The organism is Pedobacter zeaxanthinifaciens (assembly GCF_003313335.1).
GTDB lineage: Bacteria > Bacteroidota > Bacteroidia > Sphingobacteriales > Sphingobacteriaceae > Pedobacter > Pedobacter zeaxanthinifaciens.
In genome coordinates this window covers 150,988-176,581 of sequence record NZ_QMHP01000008.1, presented here as the reverse complement: position 1 = coordinate 176,581, position 25,594 = coordinate 150,988, and the positions used below count along the sequence as shown (strand labels likewise).

22 protein-coding genes are annotated in these 25,594 nt (G+C 38.1%); 8 read left to right on the top strand and 14 right to left on the bottom strand.

Annotation, left to right across the window (positions count from 1 at the left end; genetic code table 11):
• Window positions 1-50: 50 nt before the first annotated feature.
• Complete coding sequence (locus DUT68_RS13560; RefSeq protein WP_113638749.1) at window positions 51-1,802, top strand: lysophospholipid acyltransferase family protein; 1,752 nt, start codon at window positions 51-53, stop codon at window positions 1,800-1,802.
• Window positions 1,803-2,146: 344 nt separating this feature from the next.
• Complete coding sequence (locus tag DUT68_RS13555) at window positions 2,147-3,313, top strand: hypothetical protein (RefSeq protein WP_113638775.1); 1,167 nt, start codon at window positions 2,147-2,149, stop codon at window positions 3,311-3,313.
• A gap of 70 nt (window positions 3,314-3,383) precedes the next feature.
• Here the strand turns inward: DUT68_RS13555 and DUT68_RS13550 are convergent, their stop codons facing one another.
• The 14 genes from DUT68_RS13550 to rpsT form a co-directional block, all read right to left on the bottom strand.
• Complete coding sequence (locus DUT68_RS13550) at window positions 3,384-4,826, bottom strand: hypothetical protein (RefSeq protein ID WP_113638748.1); 1,443 nt, start codon at window positions 4,824-4,826, stop codon at window positions 3,384-3,386.
• A gap of 115 nt (window positions 4,827-4,941) precedes the next feature.
• Window positions 4,942-7,746 carry a TonB-dependent receptor gene (locus DUT68_RS13545; RefSeq protein ID WP_113638747.1) on the bottom strand — a complete coding sequence of 935 codons (2,805 nt, stop codon included), beginning with the start codon at window positions 7,744-7,746 and terminating at the stop codon, window positions 4,942-4,944.
• Window positions 7,747-7,869: 123 nt separating this feature from the next.
• Window positions 7,870-8,373, bottom strand: coding sequence for an Mpo1 family 2-hydroxy fatty acid dioxygenase (locus DUT68_RS13540; RefSeq protein WP_113638746.1), 504 nt, complete (start codon window positions 8,371-8,373; stop codon window positions 7,870-7,872).
• A gap of 266 nt (window positions 8,374-8,639) precedes the next feature.
• Window positions 8,640-10,202, bottom strand: a complete 1,563-nt coding sequence (gene rny / locus DUT68_RS13535; protein WP_113638745.1) for a ribonuclease Y — start codon at window positions 10,200-10,202, stop codon at window positions 8,640-8,642.
• A gap of 143 nt (window positions 10,203-10,345) precedes the next feature.
• A complete protein-coding gene (locus DUT68_RS13530) occupies window positions 10,346-10,636 on the bottom strand; it encodes a cell division protein ZapA (protein ID WP_113638744.1) in 291 nt (96 codons plus the stop codon).
• Window positions 10,637-10,666: 30 nt separating this feature from the next.
• Window positions 10,667-10,957 carry a hypothetical protein gene (locus DUT68_RS13525; protein ID WP_113638743.1) on the bottom strand — a complete coding sequence of 97 codons (291 nt, stop codon included), beginning with the start codon at window positions 10,955-10,957 and terminating at the stop codon, window positions 10,667-10,669.
• Window positions 10,958-11,050: 93 nt separating this feature from the next.
• The gene (pheT, locus tag DUT68_RS13520) at window positions 11,051-13,456 is read right to left on the bottom strand and encodes a phenylalanine--tRNA ligase subunit beta (protein ID WP_113638742.1); all 2,406 of its coding nucleotides are present in this window, start codon (window positions 13,454-13,456) and stop codon (window positions 11,051-11,053) included.
• Between the two features lie 139 nt (window positions 13,457-13,595).
• Entirely contained in the window at window positions 13,596-13,799 is a 204-nt protein-coding gene (locus DUT68_RS13515; RefSeq protein WP_113638741.1) for a hypothetical protein, read from the bottom strand.
• A 5-nt stretch (window positions 13,800-13,804) separates the two neighbouring features.
• Window positions 13,805-15,196 (bottom strand): radical SAM protein, encoded by a 1,392-nt coding sequence (locus tag DUT68_RS13510; protein WP_113638740.1) that lies wholly within the window; start codon window positions 15,194-15,196, stop codon window positions 13,805-13,807.
• Window positions 15,186-15,947 (bottom strand): prolipoprotein diacylglyceryl transferase, encoded by a 762-nt coding sequence (locus DUT68_RS13505; RefSeq protein ID WP_113638739.1) that lies wholly within the window; start codon window positions 15,945-15,947, stop codon window positions 15,186-15,188. Before DUT68_RS13505 ends, DUT68_RS13510 begins: the two co-directional genes overlap by 11 nt.
• Window positions 15,948-15,951: 4 nt before the next feature.
• Entirely contained in the window at window positions 15,952-16,785 is an 834-nt protein-coding gene (locus DUT68_RS13500; RefSeq protein WP_113638738.1) for an endonuclease/exonuclease/phosphatase family protein, read from the bottom strand.
• A gap of 60 nt (window positions 16,786-16,845) precedes the next feature.
• Window positions 16,846-17,544 (bottom strand): RadC family protein, encoded by a 699-nt coding sequence (gene radC / locus DUT68_RS13495; protein WP_113638737.1) that lies wholly within the window; start codon window positions 17,542-17,544, stop codon window positions 16,846-16,848.
• Window positions 17,545-17,560: 16 nt separating this feature from the next.
• On the bottom strand, window positions 17,561-18,613 hold the full coding sequence (locus tag DUT68_RS13490; RefSeq protein WP_113638736.1) for a TlpA family protein disulfide reductase: 1,053 nt from the start codon (window positions 18,611-18,613) through the stop codon (window positions 17,561-17,563).
• Window positions 18,614-18,685: 72 nt separating this feature from the next.
• Window positions 18,686-18,940 (bottom strand): 30S ribosomal protein S20, encoded by a 255-nt coding sequence (gene rpsT / locus DUT68_RS13485; RefSeq protein WP_113638735.1) that lies wholly within the window; start codon window positions 18,938-18,940, stop codon window positions 18,686-18,688.
• 232 nt (window positions 18,941-19,172) lie between these two features.
• Here rpsT and purN point away from each other — a divergent pair, with 232 nt between their 5' ends.
• The 6 genes from purN (at window position 19,173) to DUT68_RS13455 (ending at window position 25,584) form a co-directional block, all read left to right on the top strand.
• The gene (purN, locus tag DUT68_RS13480) at window positions 19,173-19,751 is read left to right on the top strand and encodes a phosphoribosylglycinamide formyltransferase (RefSeq protein WP_113638734.1); all 579 of its coding nucleotides are present in this window, start codon (window positions 19,173-19,175) and stop codon (window positions 19,749-19,751) included.
• Window positions 19,752-19,900: 149 nt separating this feature from the next.
• The gene (locus DUT68_RS13475; protein ID WP_113638733.1) at window positions 19,901-20,215 is read left to right on the top strand and encodes a hypothetical protein; all 315 of its coding nucleotides are present in this window, start codon (window positions 19,901-19,903) and stop codon (window positions 20,213-20,215) included.
• A 58-nt stretch (window positions 20,216-20,273) separates the two neighbouring features.
• Complete coding sequence (locus DUT68_RS13470; protein ID WP_198659597.1) at window positions 20,274-21,788, top strand: DUF4394 domain-containing protein; 1,515 nt, start codon at window positions 20,274-20,276, stop codon at window positions 21,786-21,788.
• A gap of 174 nt (window positions 21,789-21,962) precedes the next feature.
• Window positions 21,963-23,489 (top strand): bifunctional phosphoribosylaminoimidazolecarboxamide formyltransferase/IMP cyclohydrolase, encoded by a 1,527-nt coding sequence (gene purH / locus DUT68_RS13465; RefSeq protein ID WP_113638732.1) that lies wholly within the window; start codon window positions 21,963-21,965, stop codon window positions 23,487-23,489.
• A gap of 673 nt (window positions 23,490-24,162) precedes the next feature.
• Entirely contained in the window at window positions 24,163-25,185 is a 1,023-nt protein-coding gene (locus DUT68_RS13460) for a rod shape-determining protein (RefSeq protein ID WP_055132282.1), read from the top strand.
• A gap of 36 nt (window positions 25,186-25,221) precedes the next feature.
• The gene (locus DUT68_RS13455) at window positions 25,222-25,584 is read left to right on the top strand and encodes a four helix bundle protein (protein ID WP_113638731.1); all 363 of its coding nucleotides are present in this window, start codon (window positions 25,222-25,224) and stop codon (window positions 25,582-25,584) included.
• Window positions 25,585-25,594: the final 10 nt, after the last annotated feature.

Here is a 25,594-nt window from a genome sequence, read left to right as displayed (position 1 = left end):
GGTACTATAAATATAAATCTTAATTTTGAATTTGCTTTACACTTTTTGATATGAAGATTATTACCACCAAGGAATTTGCACAAGCCACAAAAATTGATAAGTTGGGCGTACCTGGCTTGGCAGCCTTATTAATGGAAGTGATGAAATTAAACGACATTAATAAGGTATTTTCCATGAACCAACATTTTGAGGGATTAGAGTTTGTAGATAAAATACTGGAAACCATTGGTGTATCCATTGATTTTGATGAGGACGACTTGAAACACATTCCTAAAACTGGCGGTTTCATTGCCATTGCCAACCATCCTTATGGTGGTGTTGAGGGCTTAGCTTTGGTAAAATTACTTTGCACCGTACGCCCCGAAGCAAAGGTGATGGTTAACTTCATTTTGAAAAAAATACCTAACCTAAGTGAGTTTTTTGTTGCAGTAAACCCTTTTGAAAATGTACAACATTCATCAAGCATCAGCGGACTAAAAACTACTTTTGATCTTTTACAAAGCGGCATTCCAATTGGTATTTTTCCGGCGGGGGAAGTTTCTACTTTTAACTTAGAGAAACAGGAAATTACCGACAGATTGTGGCATCCGGTAGTAGGTAAATTGGTTGCAAAGGCTAAATTGCCAGTGGTGCCTATTTACTTTCACGGCAATAACGGTGTTTTATTCAACATTTTGAGTTTTATACATCCAACTTTGCGTACGGCCAAGTTACCTTCTGAATTTTTGAATAAGCAAGGGCTAAAAATTAAGGTGCGCATAGGTAAGCCCATCAAAATTGAGGACATTAACTACAATAAAGACACTAACAAACTGCTTGACTTTTTACGAGCAAGAACTTATGCTTTAGGTACCAGCATTGAGCAGGAAAGAAAACTCTTTAACCCCATCAATCTTTTTAAAATCAAGAAAAAACCAGCTGAAATTGTAGAGGAAACCTCGAAAGAGCTTATGGCGCAAGAAGTTGCCGGCTTAGAAGATTTCAGAGTTTGGGAGGAGAAAAATTATGAAGTATTTATCGTTCCCACTTCTTCTATCCCTAATATTTTAAGAGAAATTGGTCGTTTGCGTGAAATTACTTTTAGGCAGGTTGGTGAAGGCACAAACAAAAAAATCGATCTTGACAATTACGACATTTACTACAACCACCTTTTTATATGGGACAAGGAGGCACAAATGATTGTAGGGGCTTATCGTATTGGCAAAGGTGACGAAATTTTAAATACGATGGGCAAAAGAGGTTTTTATATCTCGGAACTCTTCAAAATTAAGGAACCTTTTTATCCGGTGTTGCGTCAAGGTATTGAGTTGGGTCGCTCGTGGATACGCAAGGAATATCAGCAAAAGCCATTACCCCTGTTTTTGCTTTGGAAGGGAATTTTGAAATACCTGATGTTGAACCCGCAATACCGATACATGTTTGGTCCGGTGAGTATCAGCAACAGTTTTTCGAAGTTTAGCAAATCGTTGATTGTGGATTTTATTACGAAGAATCATTTTGACTACGAACTAGCTCACTATGTTAAGCCGAGGAATAAATTTAAAGCCGACCTTACTCCTATTGACACCGACTTGTTAATTGAACAAAGTGAAAGTTTGAAAGATTTAGATAGCCTAATTGGCGATATCGAGAACAATCACATTAAAATTCCAGTACTGCTAAGACAGTATATGAATTTGAATGCAAAAATCATTTGTTTTAATATAGACCCTAAGTTTTCCGACTGTTTAGATGGTTTCTTAGTGGTGGACACTCATAAAATTCCGGCAGATATTTTAGAAAAAATTGGAAAGAATTTGTAAATACTTTAACAATTAGATTTCTCACGCTGTTCGAAATGACAGCACAGGTAAAAAAGCAAAAGCCTCGACATCCATCGGGGCTTTTTGCATCAACTAACCTAAACTGTATGATAAATACTAACCAAATATTTACAAGACAAATGTAGCAGGGCTATGTTAAGCGGATGTAAAACCTAGGTTATTTTATATTTTCTTAACAGGAAAAATGTATTATCTGAACTTTCCTCTTTTTTTATCTTGAAAAGCTTGCACTTTTATGTTAACATTTCTTAAATTTAATGTTAAGCCAATATTAACAAATGTGCCGTTTCAAAAAATACAGCTTATATTGCTTATCATTTTTGATGATCAATTTATGTGCTTTTACAAGCGCAAAGGCCCAATTATATAGTATTGATTTTTATGAAGGCACTTTTAATTTCGGTGCAGACAACTCACTACAGCAAAATTTCAACAAGGACCTAAACGCCAATAATGTAAAGCAATTTTATCAGCAACTTGATAATTCCAGCAAGGCAGCGGCACTTATCTCATCCTTAAAAACATATCAAACGGAACACCAGCTTAATGATTGGCTTTATTACCAACTGGTGCGTAAAGTTGCGGAACAACTGAGCCCCAAAGCGAAAAATTACCATAGCTATACGTTGTACAAATGGTTTTTAATGACTAAATCGGGTTATGATGCTAGAGTAGCTATTGGCGATAACCAAATCATTTTTTATGTCAAATGCGAGGAAGATATTTCGGATATTCCCTATTTTGTACTTGAAGGTAAAAAGTACATATGTTTAAATTACCACGATTATCAAAAACTATTTAAACAAGCTGACACCTACTTGCCAGTTGATTTAGCAATTGCTGAAGCAAGAAATACTTTTAGCTATAAGGTGACTAAAATGCCTGATTTTAAACCTGAATCGTACCAAGAAAAACAGATTGCTTTTAATTATAAACACAAATCCTACCACTTTAATGTAAAGGTTACAGATGAGGTTTCACAGATTTTTGCGAACTACCCTGTTGTGGATTTTGAGACCTATTTCAATATTCCTTTGAGCAAAGCCACTTATCAATCATTAATTCCAATTTTGAAAGATAACCTCAAAGGGATGACAGCTAAAAAAGGTGTGGATTATTTAATGCAGTTTACACGATATGCGTTCTTGTACGAGGACGATGAACGATTAATGGGTAAAGAAAAACGCTTTTCGCCTGAGCTTACTCTGCTTAATGAGCAAAGCGATTGCGATGATAGAGCAGCCTTGTTTTTTTACTTGGTGAAGGAAATTTACGACCTACCTATGATTGCTTTGCTGTATCCAACGCATATTACCATGGCCGTTGCTTTTGATAAGCCTGTTGGTGATGGCATTTTATACAATGGCAAGGTTTACTCAGTTTGCGAACCCACTCCACAAAAAAAGAGATTGAAAATTGGCGAGTTGGCTGAACCCCTGAAACAACAAAAATATGAGGTGGTTTATGCTTATCAGCCTATAAAAAAATAAAATATAATGTAAAACCAAAGGCCCCAGAGTATCATCTCCGGGGCCTTTGACTTTTATTTTTAAATTGAAATTACTTTACAGCACCTGGCGTAGTGTAAGGTAATGATTGAGGATCAAAATGAGCCCAACCTGCTGCCCAGTTATCAGCACCAAATGCACCTCTGTAAGCTACGTTGGTAAAACCTGTAGCAACTTTTGAATTTGTGAATGAAGCCCCTGAAGCTGCAGCAGAACCTGCCACTAAAGTAAAGTTAGGTGTTCCAATTCTAGTACCTGAAACTAAATCTGCAGCATATTTGTAAGGATCAGTAAAAATAGCTGAAGCCAAAGTAGCTGGATCAAATGTATTTGCTGCTAAAGTTCCAGTTAATAAAGCAGTTATTGCAGTTAATGCAGTAGCATTAGAAGCTTTGATTTGATTTCCTTTACCGTTGCTGTTATAGATTAAGTTATTAGCAACTACAATTGCACCTGAAGTTAAATTAGGTGAAGTTGCTACCGAAGTTGTAGTGTTAGGTAATGCATCATCAATGAAAACACCTTCAGTATAGCCAACAATTACCGAGTTAAACAAGCTCATTGCTGAGTTACGACGGATTTGAGCGCCATGTTGGAAGTTTGCGTTGATGCTTGACGATCCTGAACCTACTGGACCTAAAATCGTCATGTTTGAAAACACAGCTGATGTTTGTGGTGTTGCAGTACTACCCGCAGAGTTATTATCAGATTCGAAACCATTTGAGCCAGATACGTCGGCAGTGTTAGCTAAGCGTTGAGCCAAACCAAACTGAACCTTACCTGAGAAACCATTATCAGTGTCAAAATCATCATCCCAGCTATCGATAGCTAACAAATGTGAACAGTTAACTGCACCGCCAAACCATTCGAAAGCATCGTCACCAGAACGATAAACCTCAACGTAGTCGATAGTAGTGCCAGAACCCACTGAACCAAAAGTTAAACCGTTGATTTCGTTATCAGGGCTTAAAGCGATACCAGCATACTCAATACGCACATATTTCATTGTACCTGAGTTATCTGTATTATCATTTCCACCATGCTTGCCTTTATCAGTAGCATCAGAAATACCTTCGATAGCTACCGAAGTACCGATGTTATTTTGCGCTTTACCTAATAAAATTACGCCGCCCCAGTCGCCTTCTTTACGTGCGCCAGCAGCAATGCTTGAAGTAAATACAATTGGCTTCTCCACGGTGCCAACAGCCATAATTTTAGCACCTCTAGTAATAATTAATGCACCTTTAGTAGCCTTATCACCCTTAACAATGGTACCAGGTTGGATAGTTAATGTTGCATTGTTGGTAACGAAAACGTTTCCTTTTAACAAATAGATTTTATCTGCAGACCAAGTTGTATTTGCAGTTAAATCTCCAGAAACCTCAACAGTGTTTGCTGGCGTTGTTGGATTTAAATCCTCATCAACAGTGCTTTTAGAACAACTTGCCAAGAAAACTAGTACGCTAAGAGCGTAAAGCAATAAATGTTTTTTCATCTTTATTTTTTATTTTTTACTTACCACAAAGGTGTAATACCGATATAATTTGGCTATTAAAAAAGCTTTAACTTATTGTTAAAAATCAGCCACTTACAGTTACAATTATTTAACATTAAAAAGTGTAAGAGAAAGACAATCCGTAATTGCTACCCGGTTTAAAGCTGCTGATAGTTTCATCGCCATTTGCCGTATCGTATTTTTTATTGCGGTTGTTATCGTAGTATTGTGTAATGCGATTATTTAAAATATCGCCTGCATTGAATTTCAACTCACCTCTGTTTTTAATCACTTTCAACGCCAACTGTAAATCAACAACGTTTCTTGGTGCCTCCCAAATTGATGGAAACAACACACCAGAAGCAACGTTTAATTTCCTTCCCACTCTGTTGTATAAAGCATTGAAACTTAGTTTATCACCCAAGAAACTGTGTTGCAAACCAGCGTTGATAATATAAGGCGCTTGTCCAACTAACGGTCGTTTCGTATCAATCAAATTCAAGCCAGTGTTTGAAGTTTCAACATTAGATTTAATCAATGATAGGTTGGTGTAGAATGTAGTTCTTTTTAAGAAATCTGTTTTTGAAATGAAATCCAAGCTTTTACGGAACTCCAACTCTATCCCATAAACCGATACATTATCAGAGTTGATGTAAGTAATTATCCTTGAGGATCCACCATCAGCATTGAACGACTCGATTGCATTACGGAATTTTTTATAGAATGCAGATACCGAAAAAATTTGGCCAGCTTGTGGATAAAACTCGAAACGGATATCAGCATTGTCGATTTTTGCTTCCTTTAGATTAGGATTACCTTGTTGCAATGCTAGCAATTCGTAATCGTAAATAGCAGCTGATGACAATTCCCTAAATTCAGGACGAGCTAAAGTACGGTAATAAGATGCCCTCAAATTTACTTTTGGAGTAAGACTGTAGGTATAGTTTACGGAAGGCAAAACATCAACATAGTTATCGTCAACAGAGGTTTCTTTTGTTGGCACCTTGGCATCCAATACCACATTAAATTGCTCTACCCTAACGCCCCAAACTAACCTTGATTTCTGACCAAACTTATTATCTAACATTGCATATCCAGCATTAGTCATAGAATGTGCGGTATAGCTATCAGCATCTGAAGAAATATCATCTAAGAAATAAGCTCCGCTATTGATCGCATCTCTTCCATAAATGGCACTTAACGGCCTTCTGCTAATTTCATCCGCATTTGGCGCACTAGTATTTGCTCTAAAACCAATAAACCTAGCATCAAAAGTACGGTTACGATAAATTGAGTTTAATCCCGCTTTAAAAGTAGATGTTTGGCTGAACATTTTAACCGGCAAGGTATAATTCAAACCGCCGCTGAAGTTATCTTCATTCAACTTAGAAAACAATCTTGAATTTTCCTTACTCACCGTACCTGTACTTCCTACAAAAACGTAGTCAGCGGTACCGGCATCAGATGGATTTCTTTGGTACGAGATTTTCTTTTGGTCAGGCTGGTCATTCACAATGTTGGCATAGCTCACGGACCAATTGATTTTCGAGTTGTTTTCACCTAATGGATGAGTACCCTCAAGAGTTGACTTGAATAAGCCTTTTTGCATTAAATCAAAAGCATAGAACCTGATATCGCGATTTCTATCGCTGTTAAATCCACTTCTTGTTAAGAAAAGATCATCATAAGTTCTGTTATAAATATTTTTGAAGGTGATTTTACTTTTACCGAAACTATAAGCAAAGTTGGCTATGGCACCTAAATTGGTAGAAAATTTATAAATGTTATCGTGATAATCGAAGTTTACGTAGTCACGAATTACATCTTGTTGTATATTTTGCGCATTTCTGTAAGTAAGCGAAACCAATGCACCGAATTTATTTCCGCTATCTTTAAAGTTTTTAACCCTGCCTAAAGTAAACTGATAGTTTTGAGTAGGCAAGGCTGTATTGTTATAGATTTTCCAATCAGACGACAAGCTTTTCATTGCCGAAATACCCTGATCATTAGTTAAGTTACCACTAATAATTCTATTACGCGATGGAAAATTGGCAGGCAACGCCTTATCACCATTATCAAACCCTAAATAATCTGTTGCATTTCTAACTCCCGTATTAAAATCTTTAAACGTTGATGCTGTATTGTAACCAGCTCCAATACCAAAGGAAACAAAATTATTATCTGGAATGTCTTTAGTGATAATTTGAATGGAACCTCCAGTAAAATCTGCTGGCAAATCTGGTGTAGCTGTTTTGCTCACCATTAAATTGTCCACTAAATTTGAAGGAACAATATCAAAAGAAAAAGCCTTACGGTTAGGCTCCGTACTAGGCAAAGAAGCCCCGTCTAAAGTAGCATTGTTATACCTATCACTTAACCCTCTAATCACTACAAATTTGTTATCTTGAATTGTAGCGCCGCTTACCCTTTTTAATACATCTGAAGTATTTCTATCTGGAGATTTTTTGATAGACTCTGATGATACACCATCGGAAATAACCGCACTATTTTTTTGACGTGCATATAATGCATTTACTGACTCTTGCTTGTAACTGCCAGTAATAACCACCTGATTTAAGGTTTGAGAAGAAGCTTCTTCCATCACTACGTTCAATGTAGTTACAGCACCCGCTTTAACCTCCACATCGGTAATTTTTTTGGTGGCGTAGCTTACGTAGGAGATTTCGATGATGTGCTTGCCTGGTGTAAGTCCTGGAAGAACGTATTTTCCGTCTACATCGGTACCTACTCCTTTAGTAGTACCTGCAATTCGTACCGACACGCCGATTAATGTTTCGCCAGTTTTTTTATCGGTTACAGTTCCTGCAATTTTTCCGGTTCCCTGTGCGAAAACAAGTACACTACCTAACAAGAAAATGAAAGTTAGTAATGCTTTTTTTAGAGTTAATTGTGATTTCAATTTGCCTTATTTTTAATTAGGGCAAAACTATTACCACAATGTTAGCTTGATGTTAGCTTGAAATTACCATTTGTTTACCCGCAGGTTAACAAATTGTTAAAGCGTTTATAAACGGCTTTTGAATTAATATTTTAAGCCGATTTTTTTACAGATAAAGTGTAATAACCAAATTGGGCCAATTAACAAAAACTTAACATCTTCTAAAAATGAAGGCTTTTTTCCTTCTATTTTATGACCAATGAATTGACCAACCCAAGTAAGCACAAAGATGCTTAAGAAAATCATCCAAGCTGCCGGACCATTATGATATTTTTCCCACATTTCTAACTGCACAATGCCATAGCTCATTCCTCCAACTACCCAAATCATTAAGAAAAACAAAGTTGGAGATAAGGTAAAATAATAGTAGAGTGCAAAAGCCAATAAGAATGAAGCCCAGTTGAAATAACTTTGATACTTCCCTAAAAATGACAACTGAGGAAATGGGATTAACCAAACCAAACCCAACAAACTGAAAACGATTAAAGGCACACAAATCCAGTGGATCAATTTATTAGTTCCATTTTGATGGCTTTCTGCGTATTTATCAAATAAGATATCTACAGACTTTCTTTCTAGTTGTTTCATATTGGTTATTTTAATTTAACCACAAAGACATTAAGCTAAGCTATTCTCTTTGTAAACTTATGACCTTGCAGGTTAATTTTAGATTGTAAAAATAAGAAAAGCGATAGAAATCTATCGCTTTTAGTTTTAGTATCATTAGAAGTCGTCATTGCGAGTCACCAAGCAATCTTAAAGCGGTATCCTAATTTCATTCTAGAGATTGCTTCGTGCCTCGCAATGACGCAGTTATTAATTAGTGTAATCCTGAAATCAGTGTAATCATTAAATTACTTCGCAAATGCTACTGAGCGGGTTTCTCTAATTACAGTAACCTTAATTTGGCCTGGATAGGTCATTTCAGTTTGGATACGGTTAGAGATATCAGCTGCTAGTAACTCCGCCTGTTGGTCGGTTACCCTCTCGCTTTCTACCACTACGCGTAATTCCCTACCTGCCTGTATAGCAAAAGTTTTCTCCACACCTGGGTATGACATTGCTAACTCTTCCAACTCTTTCAAGCGTTTGATGTAGCTTTCCACCACTTCCCTACGGGCACCTGGACGAGCTCCTGAAATAGAATCGCAAGCTTGAACAATTGGCGCAATTAACGAAGTCATTTCAATTTCGTCGTGGTGGGCACCTATCGCATTGCAAACATCCGGGTGTTCCTTATATTTTTCAGCCAATTGCATACCCAAAATAGCGTGTGGCAATTCTGGATTATCATCTGGCACTTTACCGATATCATGTAACAAACCAGCACGCTTAGCCAACTTGGCATTTAAGCCCAACTCGGCCGCCATTGTAGCACAGAAATTTGCTACCTCACGAGAGTGGTGCAATAAATTTTGTCCATAAGATGAACGGTAACGCATACGTCCTACCATTCTGATCAATTCTGGATGCAAACCGTGGATTCCTAAATCAATTACTGTACGTTCACCAATTTCAATGATTTCGTCTTCAATTTGCTTTTTGGTTTTTGCTACGATTTCTTCAATACGTGCTGGGTGAATACGACCATCTGTTACCAATCGGTGTAAAGCCAATCGGGCAATTTCCCTTCTTACAGGATCAAAACCAGATAAAATAATTGCTTCAGGTGTGTCATCAACAATAATTTCGATGCCAGTTGCCGCTTCCAAAGCTCGGATGTTACGTCCTTCCCTACCAATTACACGACCTTTAATTTCGTCATTATCAATATGGAAAATAGAAACAGAGTTTTCAATGGCAGCTTCCGCAGCTGTACGTTGAATGGTTTGGATAACTACTTTTTTAGCTTCTTTGCTAGCAGTTAGTTTAGCTTCGTCCACAATATCTTTCACTTGCATCAATGCCTGCGAACGAGCTTCAGACTTCATATTTTCAACCAATTGCGCTTTTGCTTCTTCGGCACTTAAGCCTGCAATAGTTTCCAACTGTTTTACGTGTTGGTTTTTAAGCACTTCAACCTCTTCTTGCTTCTTAACAGCCAAAGCGGTTTGCTTCTCTAAGTTATCTTTATGCTTATCTAACTCCTGCTCTTTTCTATTTGCATTTTCTAGTTTAGCATTTAAAGATTGTTCTTTTTGTTTAATGCTATTCTCACGTTGCGCTACCTCGCTATTTCTAGTTTGCACTTGTTGTTCATGCTCTGCTTTTAGCTGTAAAAACTTCTCTTTAGCTTCTAATAGCTTGTTCTTTTTTAGAATCTCAGCATTATTTTCAGCATCCTTTAAAATTTTCTTTGCTTTTGCTTGAGCCGCTATTTCCTGTTGTTTTAACAGGTTACGCAGCAGGTATCTGCCAATTACTATACCAGCTACCAAGCTGGCAAGTACGCATCCTACTATTCCTAGTATCTCCATTGTTTGTTGTATAAAAAAACCGTAACTAAATCTTTATGCGTCATGTGTGTTGCCACAATCCATTAACTGAAACATAAAAATTTAGCCACGGCCAAATTTATAGCTAGGTATACCCATCTGATGATGAGGTAATAAAGAACGTATTACTTAGCGAAAAACCCGTTCAATAAACTATCCAACTCTTCAACTTTATCGGCAACAGTTGTATCTTGGTGTTGCACCTTATGCTCAGTTTTTAAAACTGCCGTAGCATAGTGTAAAACAGCCATTGATAACAAATCTTGCTTATCTCTAACCGCATAATTCTCCTGATAGTCTTTTATACGTTCGTTGATAATTTTTGCCGCACGTCTCACAATTTCCTCCTCTTCCATGCTTACCTTTAAGGGGTAAATACGGTCGGCGATAGTTATTTTAATCGAGATTTCTCCCATTTTAGCTTTGTTTCAATTAATCCTGATTGCCTATTTTTTAAGCAATACCACACACTTATCAATTTCCCGCACAAATTCGTTAATTTTTTGCTTTATATCAAGTGTCTTTTCACTTGTTCCTTCAATACTCTTGGCTAGCTTGAGTACTCTTATCTTTTCATCTAACTCGGCTTGCGTAGCTTGCGCTTGCGCTAAAGCCTGTTTTTGGTGTTTATTTTCAGCTTGTAGCAGTTGATTTTCTTCTTGTAAGGCATTACACAATTCGATTAAACGAGTTGTTTTTTGCATCACGCTATTAAGTTGTTCAGCTACTGCAGCCATTTTTTTTTTAACAGGTTATAAGTTAAGGTTATAGGTGTTAAGTTTTTCAACCTTGATAACCTGGCACTTTTGACTTTTTACTTTTAACTTTTTTTATCTTATTTCCGCTTTTGCAGTTTGGGCTAAGTTACTAATAATCTTTTGCATTATCGCATCAATCTGCTTATCAGTTAGGGTTTGCTCCTCATCCTGCAAAGTAAAGCTTAAGGCATAAGATTTTTTACCTTCGGGCAATTTATCGCCTTGGTAAACGTCAAAAACCTGTACCTGCTTCACCAATTTTTTATCAGTTTTAAACGCAATGGTTTTCAATTCATCGAAAGTAACTGCAGTATCAACCAGTAGGGATAAATCTCTCCTTACCGAAGGATATTTAGGCACCTCTTTATTGATGATTTTGTTTTTCTTCAACGCATCCAACACAAAAGCCCAATCAAAATCAGCATAAAAAACATCTTGCTTTAAACCTGCCGCTTTTTTATCAGCGTTAGTTGCTGCGCCAAAACTCACCAAAGTTTTATCACCTCTGAAATACTTTAGTCCATAGGCAAAGTTTTGAACACTCTCGTTGTTTATCTCAGCTGTTTGGAAGCCACTTAAACCCAAACGTTTGATAATGGCATCTACTGCAGCCTTTAAATTATAGAACGTAGCAGGTGTAGATTGCTGGTTCCATTGCTCACTATGCTTTGCACCGCTAAGTAATAGCAATAAACGTGGGCGTTCTACATATTTATCCTCAATTAAGTGATAGGTTTTACCAAACTCGTAAAACTTAATATCACTATTTTTTCGGTTGATGTTGTACGCTACACTTTCTAAAGCTGGCTGCAACAAAGTTTGTCGCATGGCATTTAAATCAGAACTTAAAGGATTTAAAATTTGCACAGCCTCAGCTTCGTTTTTTGAATTGGCCAAACGTGTTAACGAGTTGCACCAAATCTCTACGAAACCATTTGATGTTAACAAATCAGCCACTAAATTTTGAATGTTTTCTTTATTTGGCTTAACCGTGTAAGCTAATGAAGCGTTAACTTTCGAAGGAATTTCGATGTTGTCGTATCCGTAAATACGTAAAACTTCTTCTGTTATATCGCATTCTCGAGTTACATCTACCTTATAAGCAGGCACTAATAAATCTAAGCCCGCTGAGGTTTCTTTAGCAACGCTAATTCCTAAAGAAGTAATGATTTCTTTGATTTCAGTTGAAGGGATATCTTTACCAATTAAATCAACAATGTTTTGATAATTGACCGATACTTCAAATGGTTTTGTTTTTACGGGATAAATATCTGATACCGCAGAAGAAATTTCGCCACCAGCTACCTCTCTAATCAATAAAGCAGCCCTTTGTAAAGCCAGTACTGTAATTTCAGGATCAGTGCCACGTTCAAACCTGAAAGAAGCATCAGTTTTTAAGCCATGTCTTTTAGAAGTTTTACGTACCGAAACTGCATTGAAATAAGCACTTTCTAAAAATATATTGGTAGTTTGATCAGTTACACCAGAGCCAATACCACCAAAAACACCAGCAATACACAACGGTTTCTCTGCATCGCAAATCATTAAGTCTTCCGCAGAAAGCTTTCGCTCTACCTCATCTAAAGTAACGAAAGGAGTTCCTTCTGCACATTTTTTAACGATGATTTTCTTGCCTGCAATTTGATCAGCATCAAAAGCATGTAAAGGCTGACCCAACTCATGCAACACATAATTGGTAACATCAACCACATTGTTAATTGGACGAACGCCAATTACTTTCAATTTAGCTGTTAGCCAATCAGGCGATGGCTTTACAGTAACCCCACTAATGCTCACACTGCTGTAACGCGGACAAGCATCGGCAGCTTCCACTTGTACCTCAACTTTCAGCTTTTCATTATCTATTTTAAATGCGCTTACATCTGGCAGTTCATAGTTGCTACGTAAATATGCGGCCAAATCTCTAGCTACCCCTAAATGCGAAGCAGCATCAGCACGGTTTGGCGTTAAGCCTATCTCAAACAAATAATCATCATCAACGTTGAAATATTTTTTCGCTTCTAAGCCAATAGGTGCATCTTCGGCCAACACCATAATACCGGCATGCGAATTACCCAAGCCAATTTCATCTTCAGCACAAATCATTCCTTCAGAAACTTCTCCCCTAATTTTAGATTTGTTGATCTTAAAAGGTTCGCCCTCGTTAGGATGTACCGTTGTACCAACCGTAGCCACTACTACTTTTTGACCAGCTGCCACATTTGGCGCACCACAAACAATTTGCAACAGTTCAGCACCGCCAACATTTACTTTTGTTACGCTCAATCTATCTGCATTTGGATGTTGAGTTCGCTCCTCTACAAAGCCAATTACTAAACCTTCTAATCCACCCGGAATAGTTTGTACCTTCTCCAAACTTTCTACTTCTAAACCAATATTGGTTAAAATCAACGAAAGTTCTTGCGGAGTTTTGTCTGTTTTTAGTATTTGCTTTAGCCAGCTATATGATATTTTCATTTTGGGTATTGAGTAGGACGTATTGCGTATTGCGACAGTTTCACTACGCATATTGCTATACGCATTACGATTTTAAAAACGCAAAGATATTATTTAATGCGGAAAGCAAAAAACGAGCAGAAGAGTTTGATGAATAAAATTAGTGCATGCTGCCCAGTCCACTAAGGATAAGCGCACAGGCACCGCCGCCAATAACAAACATGATGACTGAAGCAATAACCAACTTTAGTCCGGGATTTTGATTTTGCTCCGTTCGTTTACCAAAAATAAGTTTAATTAAGCCCACTAAAAGCATAATTCCTACTGCAATCCAGTACAATACAGATAAAGCAACTATTTCCATAACAATTAACTTACTGGGTGAATATTTTTTCTTATTTGATCAATTTTACTGTCTCGATAAAAGATGTTCATCGTTTCAAATGGAATCATCTTCATCTTATCGCTTACAATGTGAACACAGGATTTTTTAACGGCACGCACATCAAAATCAAGTGGATCCATGAAGTTCATGATGATGATCCGAAACAAGTTATCGTATTTCAATCCGTCCGACTGCACCCGTGGCAAACAACACATCAACTCACCAAAAGTTCCTTCAGCACAATCTACAGAAACACCTGTACTAAAAAGGTTAAGCATGTGTTGTTTTAATCTTTCATCATGTTCAAAAACAATGGTGTTTTTGGAATTATTCAGTAAATCTTCTGGGTTAATCAAGTTAGTCATTGGAATTACCTCATCATCTACCTTTAATGCGTAGGCCATACACAGCGCATCCGGATTGCAAGGAACCGGAATCAGATCCTGCGGTGTAAATATAGATTGCTCGTAAATTTTGCGCCTTACTTCCGTTAACGTTATCCTTCCCTGCTGATCACTGTAATTATCGTTTCTTCCAGCAACTTGCGTAGGCTGAAAAGTAACCCCTCTCACACATTTTTGCTTCAACGCAAAATCAATGATATCTCCAATTTCATGGTCGTTAAGCCCTTTTTGTAAGGTTACCACCAACGTAGTAGATAGGTTAAACTGATTCAGGTTTGCGATGGCTTTCTTTCTCACTTCAGTCAAATCTTCTCCCCTCATTTTAGTGAGCACCTCCGGACTGAAACTATCAAACTGCAAGTAAATTTCGAAGTCAGGCATGTACGATGCTAAACGTTCCACAAAAGCCACATCCTTAGCAATACGAATACCATTGGTGTTGACCATCAAATGCTTGATAGGTTTCTGCTTTGCCAAATCCAGTATTGCAAAAAAATCGGGGTGTACTGTTGGCTCCCCTCCAGAAAGCTGAACTACATCTGGTTCGCCCTCGTTGGCTACCACGGTATCCAGCATTTTATTGATTTCGTCCAGCGTGCGGTGCCTACCATAATGCGGCGATGACATTGCGTAGCAGGTTGGGCAAGCTAAGTTACAACGATCAGTAACTTCTACCACAGTAAGACATGAATGCTGTTCGTGGTCGGTACACAAACCACAATCATAAGGGCAACCATAATGCACTTTCGTATTAAACTTCAATGGCATTTCTGATTGTTTGTTGTAGTTCCTGATTTGCTTGTAATATTCTACATCATCGGCAATCATCACTTTACTTTCACCATGCGTAGCGCAACGTTTCAGCATCCAAACTTTGGCATCCTGAAATACAATCTTCGCATCGCAAAGCATCAAACATTCTGGGCAAAGGCTCTTCGTATAATCGTAATAAACGTAATCTCTAGTCTTCATAAGCTGTTTGACGAAAAAGCTTGCCGCTTAATAATCGCCATAAAAATTTATAGTAATAGATAAATATAATTATTGCCGACCAATGAATGCTACTTAAATTTAAAAACAACGACTGGTAGGGCTTTAAAAACTCAATTAAAAACCTAAATAGAAAATATAGCACCATAAAAAGTTTGAATCTTTCGCCGTTGCGTAATTTCTTTTTCCTTATCAGGATAAAAAACAACAACAAACAGGATGCAAACAATATTTCATAAAGCATAACCGGATGACGTTGTAAGCCATCGCCCAAATCCATGCCCCATAACAAATTGGTAGGCGTTCCGTAGGTTGGCTCGGCCACCCCCATAAAGAAACAGCCCCACCTGCCAATAATTAAAGCTACCAAGATGGGGATCACGTAAATATCTCCGGAAGCAACATGTACACCTATTATTTTCTTAATGAGCTCCACTCCAAACAAGCCGCCCAACAAACCTCCTGCAATAGTTTTACTTGCATAGAGCACCTGAAAATTGAGTTGACTTACATTGGCGGGATCTTCTAAAATAGCAAACAACCTGGAGCCTATTAAAGCCCCAAGCATAGCGCCCAACATAATCCAAAGTCGGTTTTGGCTAGATATTGGATCATCAACACCCTTACGCATGAAATAATACAAGCGCACACCTATCAAAAAGGCTAATGTTTCTAACAAAAAATGCCAATGATACAGTTGCCCCGCAAATTCAAATTGAACCGGAAAAGTCAAGCGTTTAGAATTTTATTTGTGCAAAAACCGGGAGATGATCCGAAAAATAGCGCTGGTCTTTACTATCAGATAGCACGGCATATTTTTGTACTTTAAACCCCTTGTTTACGAAAATATAGTCAATCCTATCTTTTAACGGGCTATCAAACTTGAAACCGTTAAAAGTGCCATCTGGACCGTATGGCGCTTGCCTGCTTATTTCCTTACTGTCGCTCAAAAAAGACTTAATTGTTGCGATGGCTTCCGTTTCTGGAGTTACGTTTAAATCGCCGGTATAAACTACTGGGAGTTTAGGAGCAATTTCTTGAATTTTTTGCTTAATTAATTTAGCCGATTCTATTCTGGCCTGTACGCCAACATGATCATAATGAGTGTTAAACACCAAAAATTCATTTTTATTCAACTTATCGTATAAGCGCACCCAAGTACAAACTCTATTGAACATGGCATCCCAGCCTTTGCTAGGCACGTTTGGCGTTTGCGACAACCAGAAAACACCTCCATCTTTTTTGCTGAACCTGTTTTTGTTGTAATAAATTGGGGAGAATTCACCTTTACGTTTACCATCATCCCTGCCCGCACCAACTGCTTCGAAATCCGAATTTTCTAACAGAAAATCGAACTGTTCCGCTAAGGCTTCCTGTGTGCAAAGAATGTCAGCTTCATGAAATTTCACCAAAGCCTTTACATTATCTTTTCGCTTACTCCATGCATTAATACCATCATTTTCGGTTGCGTACCTGATATTGTAAGTAATAATATTGATAGATGGATTTTTTTGCGCCTGCGCTTGAAAGCCAGCAACGAAAAGCAAAAGAATTACGATGATATTTTTCATTTTCTATTTTTTGTTTTCAAATGTAAAGAATTGAAACGATTGAATATAGCATTTGAGCGCTTAAACATGCCCTTCATCGGCCAAACTTAAAAATGTATCGTTGTAAACAATGAGATGATCATGTACGGCAATCTCCATCATTTTGCCCAATTCCATTAGTTTTTTGGTGATATTGATATCGGCGCTGCTAGGCTTTAAACTACCAGAGGGATGGTTGTGCACCAAAATTAGTGCCGCTGCACCGTGTTCAATTGCCGTTTTAAAAATCATTTTAGGATCAACTACCGTTCCTGATTGCCCTCCCTTACTCAGCAAATGCTTTCCTATTAAGATGTTGGCTCTATTTAGCAACAGTATCCAAAATTCTTCATGTGGCAAATCTGCCAAATCAGCCTTGATGATATCATGGGCATCTTTCGAAGAAATCAGTTTTTCCAATTGGGGTTTGTCTGAGTCTTTTCTTCGTCGCCCTAACTCCAAAGCGGCCACAATGGTAATTGCTTTAGCCCCCCCTATGCCCTTAAATTTAGAAAGTTCTTTAACGCCCAATTGTGCCAAACGTTGTAAATCATTTTGGCAAGAGCTCAAAATACGCTTGCTCAGGTCAACAGCAGTTTCGTTTCTACTGCCCGAACCAATTAAAATAGCGATAAGTTCTGCATCGGTAAGCTGCCGGCGGCCCTGCTGTAATAATTTTTCTCTGGGGCGATCGGCCTCCGCCCAAGCTTTAATGCCGAGTTTGTTTTCATAGTGGTGCATAGATGTAGATTTTCACTTAGAGGAGGATTTCTTCGAGCTTTTTATTCAAAGCCTCACCTCTTAAATTCATGGCAATTATCTTCCCTTCTTTGTCGATAAGGATACTTGAAGGAACCGATTTGATGTTAAACATTCGAGAAACTTCATTTTCCCAACCATTGAGGTCGGAAACATGCTTCCAAGCTAAACCATCAGCCGTAATTGCCTCTATCCAATTACTTTTTTTGGTATCTAGGGAAACACCCAAAATATCAAAGTTTTTATCTTTAAATTTAGCAAATGCATTTACCAAATTTGGATTTTCTTCTCTACACGGAACACACCAAGAGGCCCAAAAATCAATCAAAATATATTTACCTCTTAGGTCGGAACTTTTTAGAATGTTTCCTTTAGTATCTTTTTGAGAAAACAATGGCAGCATGTCCCCAACCTTGAGGGTATACTTTTTTAGCGCCGCATTTTTGATTTGAATGCCGTAAGAAGATGTTTTGGCTTTATCGCTAAAGCCATTGTACAACTCCAGAATTTTTTCATTCGATAAAAATTTTGAATTCCAGTTAATAAGGATACTCCGCTCTTTTTCAGATTTATTTTTCGCTATGTTGGCCAAAACAATTTCCTCACCTTTCTTTTTATCCTCATCTTTGGAAGCGCTTAAACCGCTTAATTCGTTTTTAAGCAAATCAAGTTTTTCTTGGAAGATACTTCTCTGAAGAAATGTTGTTTTAGTCTCTATATAATTAAATCTAGCGGTTTTTCTTGTCAGGGTATCCAACTCTACAATTGTAGGCTTACTATCCACAAAAAAACTCACACCTGAGACTGTTAGTTCCGATGGGATATTTTTCAACTCAGCAAATAGCGTTATAGCGTATGGAGCTTCTACTTTGCCCTGATATTTAAAGCTCCCATTTGTGATAGGTATGAAATCTGATTTTCCATCTCCATAGGAAATCTTCATCATTCCATCTACGGGAGTTTTGTATTTACCAGAAATTTCAAATTTTGATTGGCTGAAAGCAAGGCCGCTTAATAAGAAAGCAGCCAGAAAGAGAGTTATTTTTTTCATCGCATTTTTTTAGAACAAAAAAACGGCATCATCTTTCGATGACACCGTTCCTAATATCGTTAAAAAAAGCGACTATTTCAAGTTGTTAACGAATTTCGTCAACTTAGCTTTATTGTTAGAAGCTTTGTTTTTGTGGATTACGTTTTTCTTAGCTAAACGATCTAACATAGAAATTACTTTCGGAAGCAATTCTAATCCTGTTTTTTTATCTTCAGCAGCACGCAATCTTTTAATAAAAGTACGTGTAGTTTTAGCTTGATATCTGTTACGTAAACGTTTTGCAGCGTTTGCTCTAATTCTTTTTAATGCTGATTTATGATTTGCCATTGTTTAGCCTTTTATTTCTTCTCTGTTTTTATTTTCGGACTGCAAATATAGAGGTAATATTTTTAATTGCAAAATGCTTTTTAAAAAAATTTTCTCGCAACGGTTTAAGCCCGAAGGTTTTGAACACTAATTATTTATACTGTGTAATTCCAGCGGTGCAAATTTAGGTTTTTTGGCTCGAAATTAGTGCAAAAACAGCTAAAATGTTATTTTTGAAAAAAACATAAAATTTGTGAAGAAACGTATCGCCATTTTTGCTTCAGGTTCAGGCTCAAACGCCCAAAAGATAATGGAGCATTTCAAACGTAGTACCGAAGCCGAAGTTGCACTAGTGCTTACTAATAATCCCGAATCTTATGTGCTACAGAGGGCCGACAGCTTTGAAATTCCATCTCATATTTTTGACAGGCAAGAGTTTTACCAAACTGATGAAGTATTAGACCTGCTTAAAAATTTGGATATTGATTTAATTGTACTAGCGGGGTTTTTATGGCTTATCCCACAAAATTTGTTAAAGGAATATCCTGGGAGAATCATCAACATCCATCCAGCTTTGCTGCCTAAATTTGGCGGAAAGGGCATGTATGGCGATAATGTACATAAAGCGGTTATTGCGGCAGGCGAAACGGAAGGCGGAATTACTATACATTATGTTAACGAACATTACGACGAAGGTGAGTTCATTTATCAGGCCAAATACCGTATAGAAAAAGACGACAACTTAGAGATGATCAAGTTTAAAGGCCAGCAATTGGAGCATTTACATTACCCCCGAGTGGTAGAAATGTTAATTAGAAAAATTAAAAAATAAGTATTTGTACCATCTAACTATTTAGCTTTTCAATGATTTTGGCGGAAGAATAAACCGTTCCACAAAAAAATTAAAAAAAGATAAAACCAAATTTCCCACTGCCTCGTAAATGAGCTTAGTTCAATAAAAACGAACAGAGGCTCAAGCTTATGGGAAGAACCATTACCTATTTCGTATTTTTCTTTTTGCTATTGGGTTTTGCACGTTACACGCAAGAAAGCGCAACACCACAAAGCAAGCGACTGCCCGCAGCTAGTATCAGCTCAGCATACGCCATGAGCATTGACGCTTGCGACATCGACGAAATTTATACTTCTATTAAGCTTGGCAAGAGCGAGGATTTGATGGTAGCCTCCACCAGCGTACTTTTCTTTAAAACAATGCTAGCACACGTTTTTAGATCGGTAACGCCTTCGCTTTGCGATACTTTCTTAGAAATTCCCCAACGGCCACCGCTTGTATAGGGCCAAAACATCGCCCGGAAAACACTCACCAGTTTAATTAATCTTAACTCTTAAAATCATGATGAACGACAAAAAAGTTTCGCTTATTGCGACACTGCTACTTTCTATTTTATTCGCCCTAACCTCCTGCAAAAAAGACAAATCTGGCGAAAGTTTGGTAATGGGACCAAACGTTAATGTTTACCTATTAACTAATGATAACAAATTATTGATGGTTAACGCCCAAAACCCGCAAATTGTTAATGCCCAAGTGAGCATCACCGGCCTACAAGCGAGTGAGCAAATTGTTGGCATTGATTTCAGACCCGCTACCGGACAACTTTACGGACTAGGCAATAGCAGTAGGGTTTATGTAATTGACCCAAAAACTGGTACAGCGAGAGCAATTAACAGCACACCTTTTAGTCCTGCTATAACTGGCACTGCTTTCGGTTTTGATTTCAACCCGACGGTAGATAGAATTAGGTTGGTAAGCGCTAACGGCCAAAACTTACGTTTGAATCCAGAAACAGGAACGGTAGCCGCTACCGACATGAACATTAACGGCATAAGCAACGTAAAAATTGGTAGCGTAGCCTATACAGAAAACAAAGCTGGTGCAGCTACCACTGTACTTTTTGATATTGATGCTACTACCAACAAACTGTACAAACAAGATCCGCCAAACGACGGAAAATTAGTTGAAGTTGGTGATTTAGGCTACGACATTGATGAAGCTGGAGGTTTTGACATTAGCTCAGAAGGTGTTGCACTTGCCGCTTTAGTAAACAATGGCAAATATGGTTTATATACTATTGATGTAACCACTGGCAAAGCAGGTAAAATTGGTGATTTTGGCCAACAAGTAATAGGACTTGCCATTCCAACAGCTCCGGTAGCATATGCGGTATCGAACAATAATGAGCTTTTGATTTTCAACCATACCAGTGCAAATCCTAGCATTGTAGTTAAAACCATTACCGGCATACAAACCGGCGAAAGTATTGTTGGCTTAGACATGCGCCCACTGAACGGACAACTGTACGCATTGGGTAGCACTAGCAGGATTTACACTATTAATGCATCATCTGGTGCAGCTACGGCTATAAGCGCTAATCCGTTAAGCACTTTGTTATCAGGAACGCATTTTGGTTTCGATTTTAACCCAACTGTAGACAGAATTAGGATTGTTAGCAATTTGGGCCAAAACCTAAGAGTGAACCCTATGGATGCTACCTTAACCGTAGATGGCGCAATTACTTTGGCCAATACAGCAGTAACTGGCGCAGCTTACACCAATAATTTTGCTGGTGCCACAACAACTGTTCTGTTTGATATTGACGCTACCGCCAACCGATTGTACAAACAAGACCCACCTAACAATGGGACTTTGGTTGATGTTGGTCCGCTGGGAATTGACGTAGAAAGCAGCAATGGTTTTGATATTGGAGGTGCTACGGGCATAGCTTATGGCGTATTTACCGTAGGAACTACCCAACGCATTTACACGGTAAACTTAACTACCGGCGCAGCAAGTCAATTGGGCATTATAGCCACTCCTGTAAGAGCTTTTACAGTTGGATTAGGCTTTTAAAACTACAAGGGCGCTGTACTAATTTACAGCGCCCTTTATTCTTTTTATCTATCTTTAAGCGGCTATTTGCCTGCATTGGTTTAAACCTTTAAATTTTAAACCAAAAAATCGAAACAAGCTTTTACAAAGCCTCTATTTTTTCATACCTTTGCGGCTCAAAACAATACCCTCAAAATGAGCCAATCAGTAAAGATCAAAAATGCCTTAATTTCAGTTTATTATAAAGATGGTTTAGCGCCATTGGTTGAGTATTTAGGCCAACAAGGTGTAACCTTATTTAGCACCGGCGGAACCGAACAGTTTATTAAAGACTTGAACGTTCCAGTTACCGCTGTGGAAGACTTAACTAGCTACCCATCTATTTTAGGCGGACGTGTAAAAACGTTGCACCCAAAAGTTTTTGGAGGCATTTTAAACCGCAGAAACTTGGCGGGTGATCAAGAGCAGATTGCGCAATACGAAATCCCAGAAATTGATTTGGTAATTGTTGATTTATATCCGTTTGAGGAAACAGTAAAAAATGGTGGCACCGATGAAGAAATCATTGAAAAAATTGATATCGGTGGTATTTCTTTAATTAGAGCTGCAGCAAAAAACTTTAATGATGTTGTAATCATCGCTTCTAAAGACGATTATTCTACTTTGTTAGAACAATTGCAAGCACAAGATGGTGCAACTACGCTAGCACAACGTAAGGCTTACGCTAAAAAAGCATTCCATACTTCGTCACATTACGACACCGCCATTTTTAACTACTTCAATAACGAAGAACCTTTAAACGTATTTAAAGAGAGTATTGCGTCGGCACAAACTTTACGTTACGGCGAAAACCCTCATCAAAAAGGAACATTTTACGGCAACTTAGACGAAATGTTCACCAAACTAAACGGAAAAGAACTAAGCTACAACAACTTGGTTGACGTAGATGCTGCAGTAAGTTTAATCGATGAGTTTGAGGAACCAACATTTGCTATTTTAAAACACACCAATGCTTGCGGCGTGGCTTCTAGAAGCAGCATTAAGCAAGCTTGGATTGATGCTTTGGCTTGCGATCCGGTTTCGGCATTTGGTGGTGTATTGATTGCGAACAGGGAAATTGATTTGGCTACAGCACAAGAAATAAACAACTTGTTTTTTGAGGTATTAATTGCCCCAAGCTATGAGGAAGCTGCTGTTGAGCTATTTAAAACAAAGAAAAACAGAGTTATTTTAAAACGTAACTACGTTGAATTGAACAAAAAGCAATTCAAAACTTTATTAAATGGTGTAATTGAGCAGGACAAAGATTTAATTATTGAAGGTCCTGAACAAATGACCACGGTAACTGAAAAAGCGCCAACTGCACAAGAATTAAAAGACCTACACTTCGCTAATAAAATTGTGAAACACACTAAATCTAACACCATTGTTTTGGTTAAGGATGATGTTTTAATTGCAAGTGGCGTTGGTCAAACTTCAAGGGTAGATGCCTTGAGACAGGCCATTGAAAAAGCGGCATCATTTGGTTTCAGCGTAAAAGGCGCTGCTATGGCTTCTGATGCTTTCTTCCCGTTCCCTGACTGTGTGGAAATTGCCGCTGATGCTGGCATCACTTCGGTACTGCAGCCAGGTGGTTCTATTAAAGATGCTGACTCTGTAGCGAAGGCTAACGAAAAAGGCATTGCAATGGTAACTACAGGTGTAAGACATTTTAAGCACTAGCTAGGGGTTAGGGATTAGGAGTTAGGGATTAGGGATCAGGAGTCAGGGGTCGGTTAAAGCGCACAACCTTACCCAAAAGCTTTTCTCTCCCGAGGGAGAGATGCCGACAGGCAGAGAGGGCTTAAACCTCTCGTCATTGCGAGGAGGAACGACGAAGCAATCTTAAAGCGATTGTTAAGTGGTGAGTTTTTAAGAGATTAGGTATCAGGGGTCAGGCATCAGGGGTCAGTTAAAGCGCACAACCTTACCCAAAAGCTTTTCTCTCCCTCGGGGAGAGATGCCGACAGGCAGAGAGGGCTTAAACGTCTCGTCATTGCGAGAAGGAACGACGAGGCAATCTTAAAGCGATTGTTAAGTGGTGAGTTTTTAGCAAAGACCTAAGTTAATTAAACCCGATTGAAGCGGAAATACTTTTTGCTTACCTGTCATCCGGATCCCGAAGTTTCGGGAGAAGGATCTATCGACAAGCAATGCCAAAAATAGATTCCTCGGAACTCGGAATGACAGCAGGAAGCCAGCAAAAAGATTGCAGCGGAAAGCGGGACTAACTTTAAAAAAACCTACAGGTTGTGATTTTCAAGGAGAAAAAACACACTTAATATAATAATTTACCTAATTTTACATTTAGGATATTAGACATATTTGTTAATACAAACGATAACATACCTTTTACATGGGATTATTTAACTGGTTTACGCAAGAAGTTGCCATTGATCTTGGCACTGCGAATACCCTAATTATACATAACGATAAAGTTGTTGTTGATGAGCCTTCAATTGTTGCTTTCGACAGACAAACGAATAAAATTATTGCCATAGGGCGCCAAGCCATGCAAATGGAAGGTAAAACCCACGATAACATTAGAACTGTTAGACCTTTGAAAGACGGTGTAATTGCAGATTTTAACGCTGCTGAAGCCATGATTAAAGGCATGATTAGAATGCTGAACGGTGGCAAAGGCTGGATGTTCCCTTCGTTGAGAATGGTAATTTGCATTCCATCAGGTATTACTGAAGTTGAAAAACGTGCCGTACGTGATAGCGCTGAAATTGCCGGAGCCAAAGAAGTTTATTTGATCCATGAGCCAATGGCTGCTGCAGTAGGTATTGGTATTGATGTGGAAGAACCTATGGGGAACATGATTATTGATATTGGCGGTGGTACTACCGAGATTGCCGTTATTGCACTTTCGGGTATTGTTTGCGATCAATCTATTCGTGTAGCGGGTGATAACTTTGACTCGGATATTGTAAACTACATCCGCAGACAGCACAATATTATGATTGGTGACCGTACTGCAGAGAAGATTAAGATTGAAGTTGGTGCTGCGTTGCCTGAATTAAGCGATCCACCTGCTGATTTTGCGGTACAAGGAAGGGATTTGATGACTGGTGTACCTAAACAAATTACGGTTTCATATACTGAAATTGCACATTGCTTGGATAAATCAATCTCAAAAATTGAAGAAGCTATTTTAAAAGCTTTAGAGATTACACCGCCTGAACTTTCGGCAGATATTTACCAAACTGGTATTTATTTAACCGGTGGCGGTGCCTTATTAAGAGGATTAGATAAACGTGTGGCAGCTAAAACTAAATTGCCTGTTCACGTTGCTGAAGATCCTTTACGTGCTGTAGTACGCGGCACTGGCATTGCGCTAAAAAACATCGGCAACTTTAAATTTTTAATGCAATAAGGGGATTTACGAATGTAGATATTAGATTTACGATTGATGAATAGCGAAACCTTAAAAGCAAGAACTAAAGCATATTCGATATCAATTGCAAAATTAATAATCGAACTTCCCCATAATGTAATAAATAAGAATTATTCAAATCAGTTGATAAGATGCTCGAGCTCTGTTGGTGCAAACTATAGAGCCGCCTGCCGAGCTAAATCTACAGCTGATTTTTTGAATAAACTTAAAATTGTTGAAGAAGAACTAGATGAGACGATGTTCTTTCTCGAATTATTAGCAGAGTTTAACACGGATAGAAAGCAAGTTATCCAAGAAAATTGGCGAGAAGCAAACGAATTACTGTCCATTATGGTATCTTCGATAGTTACCATTCGCAAAAAAGATCAAAAGTTGTAAATTAATCGTA